General features: G+C 40.0%; 17 protein-coding genes. 8 read left to right on the top strand and 9 right to left on the bottom strand.

Annotation, left to right across the window (positions count from 1 at the left end; genetic code table 11):
* From G3567_RS00715 to G3567_RS00725, 3 genes are all read right to left on the bottom strand, one after another.
* Complete coding sequence (locus tag G3567_RS00715; protein ID WP_164003258.1) at positions 1–294, bottom strand: hypothetical protein; 294 nt, start codon at positions 292–294, stop codon at positions 1–3.
* Between the two features lie 8 nt (positions 295–302).
* Positions 303–1,502, bottom strand: a complete 1,200-nt coding sequence (locus G3567_RS00720; RefSeq protein WP_164003259.1) for a sensor histidine kinase — start codon at positions 1,500–1,502, stop codon at positions 303–305.
* Between the two features lie 84 nt (positions 1,503–1,586).
* Entirely contained in the window at positions 1,587–4,334 is a 2,748-nt protein-coding gene (locus G3567_RS00725) for a PAS domain S-box protein (protein ID WP_164003260.1), read from the bottom strand.
* Positions 4,335–4,416: 82 nt separating this feature from the next.
* Here G3567_RS00725 and G3567_RS00730 point away from each other — a divergent pair, with 82 nt between their 5' ends.
* Positions 4,417–5,403 (top strand): DUF1028 domain-containing protein, encoded by a 987-nt coding sequence (locus G3567_RS00730; protein WP_164003261.1) that lies wholly within the window; start codon positions 4,417–4,419, stop codon positions 5,401–5,403.
* Between the two features lie 3 nt (positions 5,404–5,406).
* Positions 5,407–6,432 (top strand): isoaspartyl peptidase/L-asparaginase family protein, encoded by a 1,026-nt coding sequence (locus G3567_RS00735; RefSeq protein WP_164003262.1) that lies wholly within the window; start codon positions 5,407–5,409, stop codon positions 6,430–6,432.
* On the opposite strand, the gene G3567_RS00740 is transcribed toward G3567_RS00735, so the two are convergent.
* On the bottom strand, positions 6,429–8,513 hold the full coding sequence (locus G3567_RS00740; RefSeq protein WP_235923414.1) for a thioredoxin domain-containing protein: 2,085 nt from the start codon (positions 8,511–8,513) through the stop codon (positions 6,429–6,431). The two genes, G3567_RS00735 and G3567_RS00740, sit on opposite strands and share 4 nt — an antisense overlap.
* A gap of 116 nt (positions 8,514–8,629) precedes the next feature.
* Between G3567_RS00740 and G3567_RS00745 the strand changes: the two genes are divergently transcribed.
* From G3567_RS00745 to G3567_RS00755, 3 genes are read left to right on the top strand one after another with little or no spacing between them, the layout of a single operon-like run.
* A complete protein-coding gene (locus G3567_RS00745) occupies positions 8,630–9,322 on the top strand; it encodes a CoA transferase subunit A (RefSeq protein ID WP_164003263.1) in 693 nt (230 codons plus the stop codon).
* Between the two features lie 30 nt (positions 9,323–9,352).
* Positions 9,353–9,568, top strand: coding sequence for a four helix bundle protein (locus tag G3567_RS00750; RefSeq protein ID WP_235923415.1), 216 nt, complete (start codon positions 9,353–9,355; stop codon positions 9,566–9,568).
* Between the two features lie 60 nt (positions 9,569–9,628).
* A complete protein-coding gene (locus tag G3567_RS00755; protein ID WP_164003264.1) occupies positions 9,629–10,282 on the top strand; it encodes a 3-oxoacid CoA-transferase subunit B in 654 nt (217 codons plus the stop codon).
* A gap of 71 nt (positions 10,283–10,353) precedes the next feature.
* On the opposite strand, the gene G3567_RS00760 is transcribed toward G3567_RS00755, so the two are convergent.
* From G3567_RS00760 to G3567_RS00780, 5 genes are all read right to left on the bottom strand, one after another.
* Entirely contained in the window at positions 10,354–10,629 is a 276-nt protein-coding gene (locus tag G3567_RS00760) for a F0F1 ATP synthase subunit epsilon (protein ID WP_164003265.1), read from the bottom strand.
* A gap of 11 nt (positions 10,630–10,640) precedes the next feature.
* The gene (gene atpD / locus G3567_RS00765; RefSeq protein ID WP_093364109.1) at positions 10,641–12,152 is read right to left on the bottom strand and encodes a F0F1 ATP synthase subunit beta; all 1,512 of its coding nucleotides are present in this window, start codon (positions 12,150–12,152) and stop codon (positions 10,641–10,643) included.
* 124 nt (positions 12,153–12,276) lie between these two features.
* A complete protein-coding gene (gene glmS, locus G3567_RS00770) occupies positions 12,277–14,124 on the bottom strand; it encodes a glutamine--fructose-6-phosphate transaminase (isomerizing) (RefSeq protein WP_164003266.1) in 1,848 nt (615 codons plus the stop codon).
* A gap of 11 nt (positions 14,125–14,135) precedes the next feature.
* Entirely contained in the window at positions 14,136–15,692 is a 1,557-nt protein-coding gene (locus tag G3567_RS00775) for a DUF4270 domain-containing protein (RefSeq protein WP_164003267.1), read from the bottom strand.
* 4 nt (positions 15,693–15,696) lie between these two features.
* Positions 15,697–16,518 (bottom strand): glycogen/starch synthase, encoded by an 822-nt coding sequence (locus tag G3567_RS00780; protein WP_164003268.1) that lies wholly within the window; start codon positions 16,516–16,518, stop codon positions 15,697–15,699.
* A gap of 109 nt (positions 16,519–16,627) precedes the next feature.
* Between G3567_RS00780 and panC the strand changes: the two genes are divergently transcribed.
* From panC to G3567_RS00795, 3 genes are read left to right on the top strand one after another with little or no spacing between them, the layout of a single operon-like run.
* Positions 16,628–17,473 (top strand): pantoate--beta-alanine ligase, encoded by an 846-nt coding sequence (gene panC / locus G3567_RS00785; protein ID WP_164003269.1) that lies wholly within the window; start codon positions 16,628–16,630, stop codon positions 17,471–17,473.
* A 7-nt stretch (positions 17,474–17,480) separates the two neighbouring features.
* Positions 17,481–17,828, top strand: a complete 348-nt coding sequence (gene panD / locus G3567_RS00790) for an aspartate 1-decarboxylase (RefSeq protein ID WP_164003270.1) — start codon at positions 17,481–17,483, stop codon at positions 17,826–17,828.
* A 4-nt stretch (positions 17,829–17,832) separates the two neighbouring features.
* A complete protein-coding gene (locus G3567_RS00795; protein ID WP_164003271.1) occupies positions 17,833–18,795 on the top strand; it encodes a lysylphosphatidylglycerol synthase transmembrane domain-containing protein in 963 nt (320 codons plus the stop codon).
* Positions 18,796–18,824 lie beyond the last annotated feature (29 nt).

Consider the following 18,824-nt stretch of genomic DNA (forward strand, 5'->3'; position numbering starts at 1 on the left):
TCACTTTATTTTTGGGGATGTATTTATTTGTTTTGCTTTTTTGATGAGATATCTTTTCACCTTCTCCTCGCCCTGAGAGCATGTGTCTGTATTTAAAGTTTCAATAATACCTAAAACTTTTGAAGTTGCCGAACACATTTCATACGAGTGTTGCCGGGCCATGTCCTTAAACCTCTCTACATTGGTAACCTGGTTTTTCTGAAAAGAGAACACAGCCTCTTTAAAGGCTCCTGTCATCGCCGGAACATCCTTTATGTTATCTTCGGGCATCAAAACTTTATAAGGCTGCGGCATGGTATCGTTTAATTAGGAATAGTGAAACTGAACACACTGCCCTCTCCAGGTTCAGATTCTACTGAAATGTTACCCCCTAAGTTTAAAATGATTTTTTTACAGGCAGCCAGTCCCATCCCTACTCCCGAAGTACTGTTTTTATCTTCCTTATAAAAGGGTTTAAAGATTTTCTCAAGGTTGCGTTTTTTAATTCCGGAACCGTTATCGGCTATACTCACTTTCCATTCATCAATTTTATTTTGGATATCGATTTTAATTTTAAGAGGTCTTTCGGGTGATCTATATTTAATAGCATTACTTATCAGGTTTCTTAACACAATGGAAAATAAGGTCTTCGAGGTCTTTATGACAGGCAGGTTCTTATATTCAATCTCAATATGCTCCGCTTTCATGGTAGGGAGATTTAAATCTATGATATTTTGAATAATAGGCTCAACTTCTATTTCAACTTTATTTTCCTCTAAAGAAGTCAGTTTTGCAAAAGCTAGTATTTCATAAATAAGACCCGTCATTTTTTGAGTGCTTTGTTTTGCATAGTCTATGTACTGCTGTGCTTCTTCGCCCAGAGAAGTACCGGCTTCCTGTTGCAAAAGCTCCAAAAATCCCTGTATACTATCCAGTGGATTTTTTAAATCGTGCGCAATGGAAAGTGCGATTTCTTCAGACTGGTTTTTATGCAATTGCATTTGGTTGTAAACCTTTTCAAGCTCGAGCGCTTTTCGCCTGGATTCAAAAGAGCGCTCAACCAGCTTAGCAAGTGACTTGAGAGCCTCAATTTGAGAAACAGTGAGAACCTTGGGTTTAGAATCCAGTACACATAACGTGCCTAAGGCAAAGCCTTCTTTTGTAGATAGGGGCATACCCGCGTAAAAAGCAATTTTAGGATCTTTGGTCACAAATGGGATGTCTTTAAATCTCTTATCTTCTGAGGCATCATTTACGATAAGCATCTTGTCTGGTGTGTTTATGGCGTGCGCACAAAACGCATAATCCCTGGGAGTGTTTTCAATTTCTAAGCCCTGTTTTGATTTAAAATACTGAGTTTTAGAATCTATGAGTGTGATCAAGGAGATTTTAGTTTCACAAATATCAGATGCCAGTTTAGTAATTAAATCTAACTCCTCTTCCGGTAAACTTTCTACCAATCTTAAACTATGTAATTCTTTGAGCCTCCCGGCTTCGTTAACCGGTATTGGTGGTTTTATCATTTTTTAGTTAGTTTTTTAGGAAGCCGTATCAAGAATCTTGTTTCTTCATCCAGACTAGACTCCAAACTGATCTCGCCTCCTAAGTTATGAATTGTTTTTTTGACAATGTTTATATTCTGAAATATCTTGAATACTTCCAACCATTCTTATGGCCTTGCCTTCGCCATCCCTTACAATTGTCCCTCTATCTAAAACATAGGCATAAGACCCGTTTTCTTTTTTAAACCTGTATTCTTCTCGCCATTCATTTTCTTCCGCTTTATCCAAAGCAGAATCAAAAGATGCTTTCACCCGTTTTCTATCTTCCGGGTGAAGTTTTTCCAGCCAAACTTCCTCTGCGACTGCAAATTTTCCTGGGTCGTATCCAAAAAGAGTTTTGAGTCCTTTTCCCCAGATGATGCGTTCTTCTATTAAATCAAAATCCCACACCGCTTCTTTAACGGTTTCAGAAAGGATTTTGAATTTCTCATTTTGAGTTTTAAGCGAACTTAGATTATCCTTGTAAGCCGTAATATCTCTGCCAACACAGAAAACATCCTTATCACCCTCATCAAGACTAAAGACCGTCCAGTCTACATGTAAAATTTTCCGATTCTTAGTAATTGCTCTGATCTCATCGGAATAATAGCCAGTGTATTCTCTTGCTTTTCTGACTAATGCTAACGTCTTCTCATGATCTTCTTCTTTAATATAGTTTAAAAAAGGAGTAGACAAAATAGTCTTTTCATCATAGCCTAAAGTCTCACAAGCCCTTTTGTTTATCTTTTTCAGATACCCGTTCTTCCCGAAAATGCATAAAAAGTCAGGTGTGTATTCGAAAAAGATGCCCATTTCTTTCTCTGTTCGTTTTCTTGAGATCGCATTGCCAAGTTGAAGAGAAAACTCACCAAAAATAGAGGTCAGGGTTTTTTCCCTTGCATAGGCATCATCGAACCCGAGTATAACGACGCCTAAGCATTCTTCATGAGAGCGAATCTGAAACCCATAACGCAGTTTTATATTATTTTTTTCTTCTGAATTTGATCCGTTTTTATGGATTAAGAGTTTGGATTTAGCCGTTTTAAAAATCTCATTGGCAAAATCTTCAGACCTGTAATTTAAAAGTCCGGAATCACGATCTACAGGTTCTCCTTTTTTAAATCTTAACGCCTTTGATAAGGCGTCTGAATAATAATCCTTTAGCCAGAATTCACAGAATTCACTTTTTAGCAGATCTTCTATCTTTAGAGATATTTTACAAAGCAGGCTTTCCATGGAGTCGTCCCCCTGAAAAGCACTATGCGTAAAGGTTAAAAGTTCCTTTTTATGTCTATTTGTTACAAGATCGCTTACATTTCTATTGACTACCATCCAATGTGTGAACCATCCCTCATCATTCACTATCGGCGTAATAGAAAGATTATTCCAAAATTCAAGATCCGTTTTGGTATAACTTAAAATATCAGCATCTACCGAATTCCATTGACTCAGTTCTGTTTCCAATTCCAGAAACATATCCGCACTTTTAGGGGTGACATAGAATTCCTGAGGGGTTTTCCCTATAATCTCAGAACTATCACATTCAAATAAGCGCTGAAAGCTAGAATTGACGTAAACAATTTCAGAGTTCAAAAAACTGTTGCTCTTAACATCTGTCACCAAAATAGCATCTTTTGTCCCGTCCACTAACTTTTCCAGTAGATTGAGATGGTTTTCACGTTTTAGAGGCTTTGTAATATCCTGTAAGGCTCCAATAAGCCTGATGGGTTTTCCACTCAGATCCCTGAGTATGACAACGTTTTCTCGAACATTGGCATAATTTTTATCGTTATCCAGGAACCTGTAATCAAAAGTCCACTTGTAAAGATCTTCATCGTTCAGCGCTTCTTTTAAACTGTCAGAAAAAGAAGTCAGGTCATCGGGATGTATCTTCGATTCCCAAAATGATTTAGAAACTCTATTACCCTTAATTTTATAACCAAAAAGGCGTTCATAACCATCACTCCAATACAATTCTTCATCGCTTAAGTCCCAGTCCCAAACGGCATCGGAGGTCGCTTGGGCTGCAAGACCAAATCTGGTTTTCGCGTTTTCTAACTCCCTTTGTGTTCTAGTACTTTCAGTAACGTCGGTCACTGTAGAAATGATAAGGTTTTGATCGTATAAGGGAATGTTTTTAGCATTTACTATTTTTCGTTTCCCATTTTTGGTGGTGATACTTACATTCTTCCAGTGCATTCGCTTTGGATCCCCGGATTCAATATCCCTTAAAATAATATTTTTCATTTCCTCCCTTTCCTGCTCATCGGGATACACGTTTTGAAAAAAGGCTTCTACATCTGTCAAGTCTTCAAATTCCCAGCCGTAAATTTTTGAGAATTCACTATTAACATATAAAGTTTTGGAATCGTCTATTCTGTTTACAGAAATACCAATAGGCAGGGAGTCAAATATTCTTTTATAAAACTGAACCTCAGAATCTTGCCTATTCATAGAGGTGTTTTTATTAGATTCCACAGTGACAAAAATGAAGGTTCTGTCCTCAAAATCAAGAGGTTTATATTCGAATTTATAAGATCGGTCTTCAAAATCGATTTCAAAAAAAGGAGTGGAATCCGATAATTTTAATTGCTTCCTAAATTTTGAAGCGGAGGCATCATCAAACTTAAAACTGATTTTTAAAAAGTAATCTAAGTCTTCATCGGCTTTAAAATTTTTTTCCCGCAATGAGTCCGCGGTCAATTTATCATTTATATCGACCACCGTAAGCTTGTCATCAATCGCAGAAATAAGAAATGCAGGAGATTCGAAAAAATCCAATACCTGTTTTAATTGTGAAAATGCCCGTGACATGTATCGATTTATATTTGATTTTCCATAAGGTAAAAAACTTTTTTCAAATTCGGTATTAATACATAAATTTAAAAAAAAATCTATGCTTTATAAATTCATCTTATTTTGCTTTTTGCTATTCCCTCTGATAACGTCTGCCCAAAAGCCTGCGAATTCAGATAAATTCGCACACACCTTTTCCATTGTGGCTCAGGATCCAGCAACCGGAGATATGGCTGTGGGAGTTCAAAGTCATTGGTTTTCTGTAGGAACGTCTGTCTCCTGGGGTAAATCTGGGGTTGGTGTTGTGGCTACACAGTCTTTTGTTAACGAGCGCTATGGATATGAGGGTTTACGATTGATGGAACAAGGCCTTTCTGCTGAACGAGCTTTGGAGAAACTTAAAAAAGAAGATGAGGGAGTGGCCTTTAGGCAGGTAGCCATGCTTTCCAAAGACGGAAGTATCGCTGCTTTTACCGGTGAAAAATGCGTAGAAGCAGCTTTGCATATTGTAGAAGACACGTATAGCATACAGGCGAATATGATGGAAGATGAAAACGTGGTTTATGCAATGCGGGATGCATTCGAAGAAAACAGCAATCTTCCGCTGGCTGAACGCGTTGTAGCTGCCATGCAGGCAGCTCAGGCAAGCGGCGGCGACATAAGAGGAAAACAGTCGGCAGCTCTTATTGTAGTAGGTAAAGACACTCCGAAACACCCCTGGATGGATAAAAAAATAGACCTGAGGGTGGAAGATCACCGTACACCTGTAGAAGAGCTTTCCAGGTTATTGAATGTTCACAGGGCATACGCGTACATGAGCGAGGGGGATGTAGCCATGGAAAATGATAATCCAGATGCAGCTTTGGCAGCCTATGCGAAAGCTGAAACATTACAACCTTCGAATCAGGAGATTAAATTTTGGAAAGCTGTAGCTTTGGTGAATTCTGATCAGGTTAACAAATCTGTTCCTATATTTGAGCGTTTGTTCATGAACGACAAACGCTGGCAAAGACTCCTGAAACGTCTGCCAGCCTCCAGTTTAATCACCATTGATAAATCAGCCTTAGAATACTTATTAAACCTATAACCTATGAAAAAGTCAATTTTATTACTCATTAGCCTCTTATTTATTGCCTGTCACGACTCCCCTAAACTTAGCAAAGAGAAGGATGTTGTAAAAACCCCAAAATTCGGAATTGTCATTCATGGAGGAGCTGGCGTGATTAAAAAAGAATACATGACCGATTCTTTACAAAAGGCCTACGAAGCAAAACTTGAAGAAGCGATCAGTGTAGGACATAAGATTCTGGCTGAAGGCGGAACCGCTGTAGAAGCTGTAACAGAAACCATCAATGTGATGGAAAATTCTCCACTGTTTAATTCTGGTAAAGGCGCTGTGTTGAATGCTGACGGCATTGCAGAATTGGATGCTTCTATTATGGAAGGAAAGACTAGAAATGCGGGAGCCATTTCGGGGGTTCAGCATATCAAGAATCCCATTAATCTGGCTTTAAAAGTGATGAACAAATCTGACCATGTCATGCTCAGCGCCTCCGGTGCAGAGGAGTTTGCAAAATTACATGACCTCGAATTTGTAGAAAATTCTTACTTCATTACTGAAGGAAGAAAAAAAGCCCTGGAAGCTTCCAAAGCTAAAGAGCAGGGACTTTCTTCAAACGAATTTTACCTCAGTAATGAGAAATTTGGCACCGTAGGCTGCGCCGCCTTGGATAAAGAGGGTAACCTGGCCGCTGGAACTTCAACTGGCGGAATGACCAACAAAAAATACGGCAGAATTGGAGATTCTCCCATCATAGGAGCAGGTACGTATGCCAATAATAAAACCTGCGCGATTTCGGCTACAGGTCATGGAGAATACTTTATAAGAGGCGTCGTGGCTCATGATATTTCTGCGATGATGGAATATCAAGGTATCAGTTTAGAAAAAGCAGCGCAGCGGGTGATTCAAAAGAAACTGACAGAACTCGGCGGAACCGGCGGGATTGTGGGTATCGATAATAAAGGCAATGTCGTTATGGAATTCAATACTCCCGGCATGTTTAGAGCCACCAAAAACATGAAAGGAGAAACTGAAATCAAAATGTATAAGGACTAACTGGGTTTAAACCCCAGTTGTTTTTTAGCTACTTCAACATCGGTTGTGGGCTGCTGGCAGGTTTTATTTTCACAAATGTAAATCATGGTTTTTGAAGAATCCTTAGGCAGCTTATGGGTTAAAAGTTTCAGGTCTTCGGCTTGCCCTCCAAGAAAAACGCAGTTGCTCTGGTAATCAGATTGCAGGGTTAAGGCCATTTCCTTAGCGTTTTTACCCAGGATAGCCACTTCATAAAACGGGAAGGTCATCCAGCCATATAGAATTTGCCAGTTGGCAGCATAAGGACCGGATTTATAAAGTTTGGCTTCGACCTGTTGTAGCATTTTCTTAGCAGTTTGCAGATAGGCTTCATCATCGAATAGTTTGCCCAGTAGGAAAAGTGACTTCGCCAGTGACGAATTGGAGGCAGGAATAACATTGTCATTGATTTCATAGGTCCGGGAAATGAGCTTTTCTCCCGATTTGGAGGTGTATTGAAACATGGAAGACGATCTCTCTTTAAAGTCTCTGAAGCAAATTTCAGTCAGTTGTCTTGCCTTGTTCAAATACTCCATTTTGAAAGTCACCTGATATAAATTGATAAGCGCTTCAATCATAAACGCATAATCTTCAAGAAATCCAACAATGGATTTTTCTTCGTTACGCGTCCTTAGAAGTTTTTCATTTTCAACCCATCTGGTTTTCAATAAAAATTCAATAGCAGATTCAGCTAATTCTAAATAGTCCTCTTTCCGCAAGGCTTTGTAGGCTTCTACCAAACCCGAAATCATCAAAGCATTCCAGGACGTGAGTATTTTGTCATCCAGAGCAGGACGAATTCTCTTTTGTCGGTACCGATGTAATTTGTTTTTTAAATCTTCAAGCTCCTTTCTAAGAATTTTGAGATCCAGACCTTGATCCTTTGCATAATCCTGTGGAAACTGGCGGGCATATAAAATGTTTTTAGAGGATTCCCAATTTCCGCGTCTGGAAATGTTGTAGTAATCCTGAACCAGGTCCAGCTCGGTTTCAGAAAGGACTTCCGCTAATTCCCTGTAGGTCCACACATAATATTTACCTTCCTCTCCTTCACTATCGGCATCCAAAGCAGAATAAAAGCCGGCTTCAGGGTGCTTCAGTTCCCGCTTTACAAAATCTATGGTTTCAGAAATCACCTGTTTATACTCTGGTTTGGGAAATAAGCTATAGGCATTGGCATAGACATTCACAAGCAGGGCATTGTCGTAGAGCATCTTTTCAAAATGAGGCGCAAACCATTTATCGTCCACAGCATATCTGGAAAAACCTCCTCCCACTTGATCGTAAATCCCCCCGAGAGCCATTCCATCCAGGGTTTTGAGAAAGGCTTCAGCACCAAAATTATCCTGAGTCCTCTTATAATACTGAAGTAAAAATTGCCAGGAATTAGACATGGGAAACTTCGGTGCTCCTTTAAATCCTCCGTTTTCCAAATCAACAATGTTCTGCCAGCTCATTATAAAATCGGTATAACTGGAAGAACTAAATTCATTTTCACCGTCTACAGGAGAAAGCTCCTGTGACATCTGAATCCCATCAGTAACCTTTTCGGCTGTTTCCAGCAACTGATCGTAACTGGAGGCATAGGCCTTGGCCACGTTAGACAGGACTTTTTTCCAGTTTTCTTTAGGAAAGTAAGTCGCTGCATAAAAGGGTCTCCCGTCTGGAAGGGCAAAAGCATTGAGTGGCCACCCCCCTCTGCCGGTTAGCATTTGCGCTGCTTCCATATAAATATGATCGATGTCCGGTCGCTCTTCTCTGTCGATTTTAATACACACAAAATGCGCATTCATCAGTTCCGCTACCTCTTCATCCTCAAAGGATTCGTGAGCCATCACGTGGCACCAGTGGCAGGCCGCGTAGCCTACACTTATGATCAAAGGCTTGTTTTCTTTCTGAGCACGCCGAAGGACTTCCGGACTCCATTCTTCCCAGTTTACGGGATTTTCAGCATGCTGAAGGAGATACGGACTTGTGGCGTGTTTTAAGTTATTGGCTTGGGCTGACATGAATTCTTTTTCTTGAAAATTACATATTTTTCCTGCTTCCGAATATAAAGTCATCTTAAAACTGAAGTTTTACATAAACCTAAATCTTATCCTGAACTCAATCCTGCGCTTTGTAAAAAAATTGGAAAGCGATTTAAAATTCTGTATTTTCAACCTAAATAAAAAAATCAATGATCAATAAAACTGTAAATAACGTAACCGAAGCACTGGAAGGGGTTCAGGATGGCATGACTTTCATGCTTGGAGGTTTTGGGCTCAGCGGTATACCCGAGAATTCTATAAAAGAGCTCGTTAAAAGAAATGTTCAGGACGTCACCTGCATTTCAAACAATGCGGGGGTAGACGACTTTGGCTTAGGCCTGCTCTTAAAGAAGAAGCAGATCAAAAAAATGATTTCATCTTATGTTGGCGAAAACGCAGAATTTGAACGCCAAATGCTCAGCGGAGAACTGGATGTAGAGCTCATTCCCCAGGGAACTCTGGCAGAACGCTGCAGAGCTGCTCAAAATGGCATTCCGGCGTTCTACACCCCTGCTGGCTACGGCACAGAAGTCGCAGAGGGGAAAGAGGTTAGAGATTTTGATGGAAAACCGCATATTATGGAGAAAGCCTTTGTAGCCGACTTCGCCTTCGTCAAAGCCTGGAAGGGGGATGAAGCAGGAAATTTAATTTTCAAGGGGACAGCCAGAAACTTTAATCCGCTGATGTGCGGAGCAGCAAAAGTCACCGTTGTGGAAGTTGAAGAACTGGTAAAACCAGGCGAATTGGATCCTAATTTTATTCATATCCCGGGCATCTTCGTGCAGCGTATTTTCCAGGGAGAGGCTTATGAAAAACGCATAGAACAACGAACCACTCAATAAATAAGAATGAAGTCAATTTGAAAATGAGAAATGGCAACTCAACTATTTAAAAGTAACACCTCAAGAGGTGCAAATATAAGAGAGGCTCAAAATGCAGAAACTAAAGCTGGCTTTATTCACAAATTTAAAATAGCTGCAAATGAAGCAAACGAAACTAAATATTGGCTTGAGCTCTGCAAAACCTCAAATTATTATCTAGCTCCAAAAGAGATTCTATTGATGACCTTAAGGCAATCATTAAAGTAACCAGCAAGATCAGATCTTCTTCAAAGAAACCATAAATTTCAAATTATTAAATTAAATAATATGTTAGATAAAACCGGAATTGCAAAACGAATTGCTCAGGAAGTACAGGATGGATATTACGTCAATCTTGGTATTGGCATCCCGACCCTGGTAGCCAATTACGTTCGCAATGATATCGAATTGGAATTCCAAAGTGAAAATGGAATTTTGGGCATGGGCCCTTTTCCCAAGGAAGAAGAGGTCGATGCAGATCTCATCAATGCAGGAAAACAAACCATAACCGCTCTTCCCGGAGCCAGCTTTTTTGACTCGTCTATGAGCTTTGGCATGATACGGGGACAGCACGTGGACCTTACCATTTTAGGCGCTATGGAAGTTGCTCAGAATGGAAATATCGCCAACTGGAAGATCCCAGGCAAGATGGTGAAAGGCATGGGCGGCGCCATGGATCTGGTAGGATCTGCCAAAAATATAATTGTCGCTATGATGCATACCAATAAAGCCGGGGATTCTAAATTACTCAAAGCCTGTTCACTTCCGCTAACGGGGGTAGAATGTGTGACTAAAATCGTTACCAACATGGCTGTTTTAGATATCGTGGATAAAAAATTCAGACTTCTGGAACGCGCTCCGGGCGTCAGTGTAGAAGAAATTCAAAAAGCCACTGAAGGCGATTTGATCATAGAAGGCGATATTCCGGAAATGGCGATCTAAGCGATGTATTAAAACCAAAAAAGGGCCAATCTTTTGGATTGGCCTTTTTTTTTTATTGATTTGATGTCATATTAATCGATTAAGATGACCACCTTATTGTCTTTAAGTTCAATGACACCCCCGGAAATATCAAAATACAATTTTGAATCTTCTTTGTAAAATTGGTCTTTAGAGCCTTTAGGCAAAGTGACGGAGGAGTCGAGTTTTATCGATCCTTTTTTCAAAACTGAAACGACAGGAGCGTGGTTATCCAAAATTTGAAATTCCCCGCTGATTCCTGGAACACTCACAGATTTGACTTCATCACTGAGTATAATTTGTTCTGGACTAACTATTTCTAGGTGCATTTAATGTATTTTTAAGCTTCCTCTTTTAGCATTTTTTCTCCAGCTTCAATAGCCTCTTCGATAGACCCTTTCAAGTTGAAAGCTGATTCCGGAATGTGATCGAGTTCGCCATCCATAATCATATTGAATCCTTTTATCGTTTCTTTAATGTCAACAAGTACTCCTTTTAAACCTGTAAATTGTTCTGCAACATGGAAAGGCTGAGAAAGGAATCGTTGTACACGTCTTGCTCTGGATACCGAAAGCTTATCTTCTTCAGACAATTCCTCCATACCCAAAATGGCAATAATATCTTGTAGTTCTTTATATTTCTGAAGGAGTTCTTTTACACGCTGAGCACAATCGTAGTGATCATCGCCTAGAATATCTCTAGTCAGAATTCGAGAGGTTGAATCCAAAGGATCTACCGCCGGGTAAATACCAAGTTCTGCAATTTTTCTCGAAAGTACTGTGGTAGCATCCAAGTGAGAGAATGTGGTTGCCGGAGCCGGATCCGTCAAGTCATCTGCAGGAACATAAACCGCCTGTACCGATGTAATAGAACCCTTTTTGGTAGAGGTAATACGCTCCTGCATGGCTCCCATTTCGGTTGCCAACGTTGGCTGGTATCCAACAGCAGAAGGCATACGACCAAGAAGTGCTGACACCTCCGATCCTGCCTGGGTAAATCTAAAAATGTTATCGACGAAGAAAAGAACGTCTTTTCCCTGCGCTTCACCTGCTCCATCACGGAAATATTCAGCAATGGTAAGACCAGATAAAGCGACTCGAGCACGGGCTCCAGGGGGTTCGTTCATTTGTCCAAAAACGAAAGTCGCTTTAGACTCTTTCATACCGGCTTTATCAACTTTTTTCAAGTCCCATCCGCCTTCTTCCATGGAATGCATAAAGTCGTCTCCGTATTTGATAATACCGGATTCGAGCATCTCACGAAGCAGGTCATTTCCTTCTCGGGTTCGTTCTCCAACGCCCGCAAATACAGAAAGACCACCGTGACCTTTTGCGATATTGTTGATCAATTCCTGGATAAGTACGGTTTTACCAACACCTGCACCACCGAATAAACCAATTTTTCCACCTTTTGAATAAGGCTCGATAAGGTCAATAACTTTAATCCCTGTAAAAAGAACCTCTGTAGTTACCGCTAAATCCTCAAATTTTGGAGCATCTCTGTGTATAGACATCCCATCTTTTCCTGTTTTAGGAAGATCTCCAAGACCGTCGATAGCATCTCCGGTTACGTTAAACAAACGCCCGTAGATATCCTTACCAATTGGCATTTGAATGGGATTTCCTGTGCTAAGCACTTCGGTTCCACGGCTCAAGCCATCTGCAGAATCCATCGCAATGGTTCTTACAGTGTTTTCACCAATGTGAGATTGTACTTCAAGGATGAGATCTGATTTGTTTTCACGTTTAACTTCCAAAGAATCGTAGATTCTTGGTAAGTCTTTGGTGTTTTCGAATTCTACATCGATAACAGGGCCAATAATTTGAGTGATTTTACCTTTAACTTTAGACATTATCTAAGGATTTTATTTAGTGGATTTTCTGAGAAAATCCGTATTTAAAATTTTTTTGCAAATATATAGTATTTAAATAAATCTTTTATTGCAATATGCTATTTAATCAAAAATTGATTTTTATCTATTCTACCGTTACCGATTTTGCAAGATTTCTGGGCTGATCCACATTTTTGCCCAGCATTACCGCAATGTGATAGGAGAATAATTGAAGCGGTATGGTCGTGAGCAAGGGCGTAAGGGCTTCAAAAGTCTCCGGCACCTCTATAATATGGTCTGCCATACTTTTAACCGAGGTATCCCCTTCAGTCACAATGGCTATGATTTTTCCTTTTCTGGACTTTATTTCCTGAATATTACTGACCACTTTTTCATAATGTCCGGTTTTGGTAGCGATAACTACCACAGGCATTTGTTCATCGATAAGCGCAATAGGTCCATGCTTCATTTCTGCTGCCGGATATCCTTCAGCGTGAATATAGGAAATCTCCTTAAGCTTTAAGGCTCCTTCCAGGGCAACCGGGAAATTATAGCCTCTGCCTAAGTAAAGGCAGTTCTTTGCATTTTTATATACCTCTGCCACTTTGACGATGTGCTTATTCGATTCTAAGGCTTTTTCAATTTTGGCAGGAATCTGTTCCATCTCATTCAGGTACATGTGGTAATCTGAGTTAGAAATAGAGCCTTTGGCTTTGCCTAATTTCAAGGCTATTAAACTCAATACTGTAATCTGGGTGGTGAAGGCTTTGGTAGAAGCTACTCCTATCTCCGGACCTGCATGCGTGTAAGCTCCGGCATGGGTTTCTCTGGAAATAGAGGAGCCTACAACATTACACACTCCAAAAACAAAAGCACCATTTTCTTTAGCCAGTTTGATAGCCGCCATGGTATCTGCTGTTTCTCCACTTTGAGAAATAGCAATAACCACATCATCTTTATTGATAACAGGATTTCTGTACCTGAACTCTGATGCATATTCCACTTCCACAGGAATTCTGGCCAGATCTTCAAAAATATATTCTGAAACTAATCCTGCATGCCATGAAGTTCCACAAGCCACCACTACAATTCGCTTGGCATTAAGAAATTTCTCAAGATTATCATCTATGCCCGCCATTCTGATAATGCCTTGGTCAGCCAGCATTCTTCCCCTGTACGTGTCTTTAATGGCACTGGGCTGCTCATAAATTTCTTTCAGCATAAAATGATCGTAACCCGCTTTTTCGATTTGATCAAGATTCATCTGAAGCTTCTGTATATAAGGATCTACCAAAGAGTCATCCTGTATTTTTCTTACTTTCACGTGCTTACCCAATCTCACAACCGCCATTTCACCATCCTCAAGATAAATGGCTTTTTTGGTATATTCTATAAAAGGAGAGGCATCTGAAGCTATGTAATATTCATTATCCCCAACTCCAATAGCCAGCGGACTTCCCAATCTGGCCACGACGATTTCGTTGGTTTTTGCTTTATCGAATACGGCAATCGCATAGGCGCCAACCGTTTGATTCAGGGCGATTTGAACCGCCTTACCTAATTTTACTTCCTCATTCACCATGATATCCTCGATCAAATTCACGAGGACTTCGGTGTCTGTATCTGATGAGAAGGTGTAGCCCCTGTTTTGAAGTTCTTTTTTTAAGGATTCATAATTTTCTATGATTCCATTATGTATGATGGCCAGTTTCCCGGAATTTGAAAAATGAGGATGAGAGTTGACATCATTGGGCTCGCCATGCGTGGCCCAACGCGTATGTCCAATTCCAACAGTTCCTTTGAGCGGTATTTCAGCCTCGCATTTCTCCTGTAAATCTGCAACTTTACCCTTGGTTTTACAAAAATTGAGGTCTTTCCCATCGTAAATGGCAATACCCGCACTGTCGTATCCTCTGTATTCCAGGCGTTTTAAGCCTTTAAGTATAATAGGGTAAGCTTGCTGCTCTCCTATATATCCTACAATTCCACACATATAAATAGATATTAGTTAGTTTTGGTATAAATTATTCTGAGCTTAAGTTTTTTCGCTTCATTAGGAGATTGATTCCCATGAAGAACAATACCACGAGGAGTTTCCAACATCGCTCTGGGAACGTTTTCAGAAAAACCCGATTGTGTATTTCTGGTTCTAACCAAATTAGGATTATTAACATTTGGCGTGACATACAGGCCTAAACGCACACTTGTAGAATCATTGTTAATGACATTGTTGATGTAAGACGTTAATCTTATTTTATAGAAAAGATCTCCGTTATCATCTTCTGTTAAGGGACCTAAATGCACCTGTCTCGACAAATTTGGATTATCGGATGCTGTCGGATCTCTCGCGAAATCTTCCAAAACAACATTATCGTCCAGGTTAAACAAAAAAATTCTGTTTATTCTGTTCCTCGGAGATTCTGCAATATCCTCGTTGATGTAAAAATCTAAACTAGCTTCATTAATCAGCCAGTTTTTCGCTCTCAATTCCTCCAGTTCGTCAGAAACACCATCGCCATCCTGATCCGGGCCCGTAAAAAGTTCTATGATTCCTGAAGAGCCTTCACCGCCTTTTAAGTATATGTTTTCTTCCCCTTCTTCAAGGTTCTGATTAGACAGGTCTATAGCGAAATTATCATCATAAAGATTGAGTTTTATCCCGTTGAAATTCAAAACATATTGACCATAGTTAATTACTGGATCGGTTTGATTTTCTCCGGCTTCGACTTCATTTCTGAAGTAAATCGTAATATTAGCATCCGGATTATCGAGATTAAACAAAGCCATGCTCGAAGCTGTTTCCTGCTGTTCGGCTTCAATCAAAAAGCCTCTCAGGTAATTCTTGAAAGCATTGTTACTCACCAAAGCTTCAGGCGTAGAGGGCGTGATGATTTTATCCTGAAAATACTGATTAGGCATTTTAATTCGAATTCTTGGAGACAGGCTCAAGGTATCTTTTGTTCCATCAGAGAATAATTGGAATACCTCAACGGGCTCTGTAAATTCTGAAGGATCTATCACTTGAGAAGTCACTATAGGAGTAGATTCAATATTGGACCTAAATTCATCCAGCTGATTGGTGAAATAGAGCTGCTGTTCTCTAAAATCACTTTCCGAACCCGGATCCAGATCTCTTAAATAATGATTGGATTGAAAAACGTTTATTTTAAAACTCCCGTCACCAAAAACAGAATCTAATTCATACACTTCATTTTCTACTTGTCTGCTGTAAAAAGGAAGGGTCATCACCACAGAATCTATGACTGTATTGTCTGCAAATTCCGGGCTGGTTCCTGTCAAACTAAGCTGGGTGAGTATTTTGGTTTCGGAGACTCCAAACTCAGGATCATCGTACTTTCCCAGGAGATAATTACTGGAACCATTGGTTTGAATGGAATTGTGTTTTACGCTGTAAGCTGTAATATTTTCAATCTCGTAAGCAGGCTGAATCGCTATACTGTTTATGAAGTCTGTTCCAACTTCTGAATACTCATTCTCACAAGACCATAGAAAGGTTAAAACAAAAACTGAAGCCAGGCTTCTTAATGCAAATTTTGACATATAATTAATCTTCTTCTTCGTTTAAAATATCTCTTAAATAATAAGTTTGGTAAGCATTCGCCATTTCTTCTCGCTTTACATAGGCAAGAATAGGAAGTTCTGACTTCTCGATATAAGTTTTTAAGTCTTCAGAAATCTCTTCGCTTCCAATGACGAGACCGTCAGAATTATCGATGGCGACTTTCAGAATATTATCGTGGGTAGGATTATCCAGGTGCGCTACGGCATCATCTTCAATGCCATCAAACAAAACTTTCTTCTTCATCTCTTCATCTAACGTCCCTTCAAAGCTTTGATTGTATAATGAGGTTACAATTTTAGCATCGGAGAACAAAGGTTCATTACCATAATAATGCCTTAAGTACATGGGGAGCAAGGACGACATCCAACCGTGTACGTGGATGATGTCTGGGGCCCAGTTCAATTTCTTTACCGTTTCGATAACTCCTTTTGCAAAAAATATGGCACGCTCATCGTTATCTTCAAACAACTCACCATCTTCATCAGAAAAAGTGGCTTTTCTTTTAAAATAATCTTCGTTATCTATAAAATAAACCTGCATTCTTTCTTTCGGGATAGAGGCCACCTTAATAATAAGCGGCATATCTAAATCATTGATGACCAAATTCATTCCGGAAAGCCTTATTACCTCATGGAGCTGATGTCTCCGTTCATTTATATTTCCAAATCTAGGCATGAAAATACGAGTTTGTCCACCCGCTGCATTGATTAATTTCGGAGCTTCAAAGGCTGCTGAAGAAATGTCATTTTCTGGCAAATAAGGAACGACCTCAGATGAAACGTAAAGTATGCGTTTATCTTTCATAAAATTCTTACATTAAAGATTAATGGCAAAAAGTTGGCAAATTTACAAAAATTTATGCGGATTCCCGCGAAAATATTAATATTGCAAATCCAAATCAGATACTTAACCTGTGGTTATAAATTCAAAAATGTCTCTCCAAGAAACTTTAGAGATCGCTAAAAAAGAGGGAAATACAATAGGACTTGTACCTACCATGGGAGCCCTGCATGAAGGGCACCTCTCTTTGATCAACTTTGCTTATTCTCAATGCGACAAAGTTGTCGTAAGTATTTTTGTGAATCCCACACAGTTCAACAATGCTTCAGATTTGGAAAAATATCCGCGCAATGTATCTAAAGACGCCGAATTCCTAAAGACTCACAATCCCGAAACTATCGTATTCACTCCCGAAGTGAATGAGATTTATAGCGACAAGGTGGAATCCGAAGCTTTTGAATTTGGTGACTTTATCAACTTTATGGAAGGAGAATTCAGAACGGGTCATTTTGATGGGGTAGGCAGTGTCTTAAAGCGACTTTTCGATATTGTAAAACCAGACAAAGCCTTTTTTGGAGAAAAAGATTATCAGCAGTTAAGGGTGGTTAAAAAACTGGTCGAAATTACTGGTCAAAACGTGGAGATTATAGGCTGTCCTACAAGCAGGAATGAATTTGGGCTTGCTCAAAGTTCAAGGAATTATCGCCTGAATGACGCTCAGCTCAAAGAAGCAGAATTGATTTATAAGGCTTTGACCAAGGCCAAAAGCATGTTCTCTTCCAATTCCGTAGAAAGCATCGAAAAAGAGATAAAACACATGTTCGAGGCTCAGCCTTCTTTTGAACTCGAATACTTTTCAATCGTAAAAGAAAAGGATCTTATTCCAACAAAAACCAAAGACCCCAAAGAACATTACAGAGCATTTATCGCTGCCTTTCTCGGTGAAGTGCGACTTATAGACAACATGGCTCTTTATTAAAAACAACATGCAGATACATCTTATAAAATCAAAAATCCACCGCGTAAAAGTTACCGGTGCAGACCTCAACTACATAGGCAGTATCACCATAGATGAAGATCTTATGGATGCGGCTAATATCGTAGAAGGCGAAAAGATACAAGTGGTCAACAATTCCAACGGAGAACGCCTGGAGACCTATGCCATTCCCGGTGAAAGAGGAAGCGGGGAAATCACTTTAAACGGTGCAGCGGCAAGAAAAGTTTCTCCTGGAGACATTTTGATCCTGATGGCCTATGCCATCATGACCCCGGAAGAAGCCAAAACCTTTAAACCCAAACTTGTCTTTCCCAACGAAAGCAATCTATTGAAGTAAGCCTATGAAAAAAGCCATCAATAAAGGGATAAAGACTTTTGCTCCAATGGCTTTAGGCGTATTCTTTATTTGGTATTCTTTATCGAAATTTTCTTCGGAAGAACTGAATCAGCTTTGGCTCAATATCAAAAATGTAGACCTTATCTGGGTGGTTATCTCCCTGTTGATGGGGGTTTTATCCCACCTGTCCAGAGCTTATCGCTGGAAATTCTTACTGGAGCCTGTTCAGATTCTCCCAAAATTTTACAATTCTTTTCTCGCCCTGATGCTTGGCTACCTCGCCAATCTCGGCATACCCAGGTCCGGAGAAGTTTTGAGAGGAGCAACCCTGGCTTCCTACGAAAACGAGAAATTTGAAAAAACCTTTGGCACCATCATCACTGAACGTCTAGTGGATATGCTTATGCTTTTGGCCATCGTTGGCTTAACCTCCATTTCGCAAAGCGCTAAGATTTTCGCCTTTTTCAGCAGTCAGAATATCAATCCTTTTTTTGGAGGGCTGGTCATCATCACTTTAATTCTATTACTCATCGTCGGTTTCAGAATTATCAAAAACAGCAGGCTCCCGTTTTTTCAAAAACTAAAAAACTTTATAGAAGAGCTTTTTAACGGCATGAAAAGCGTATTCTCCATGAAGAAGAAAGCGTACTTCCTTATCCACACGTTTATCATCTGGGGGCTTTACGTTGGCATGTTTTACGTCCTGAAATTCGCTTTCCCAGAAACGCAGCAGCTTGGCCTGGAAGCTATCTTTGTCGCTTTTATTTTTGGGGCATTTGCCATGACGGTAACCAATGGCGGCATTGGACTTTATCCCATAGCCATAGGAATTGCCTTCAACACCTTCGGCGTTTCTTCTGCGACAGGTGAAGCCTTCGGCTGGGTAATGTGGGGGACTCAAACAGGACTGGTTATCGTTTTAGGAGGCTTGTCCTTTCTCGTTTTACCCTTGCTCAACAGAAGATAATTTCCTTACATTAGCGTTCGAAAGTAAGG

This window comes from Psychroflexus aurantiacus, from assembly GCF_010820555.1.
Taxonomy (GTDB): domain Bacteria; phylum Bacteroidota; class Bacteroidia; order Flavobacteriales; family Flavobacteriaceae; genus Psychroflexus; species Psychroflexus aurantiacus.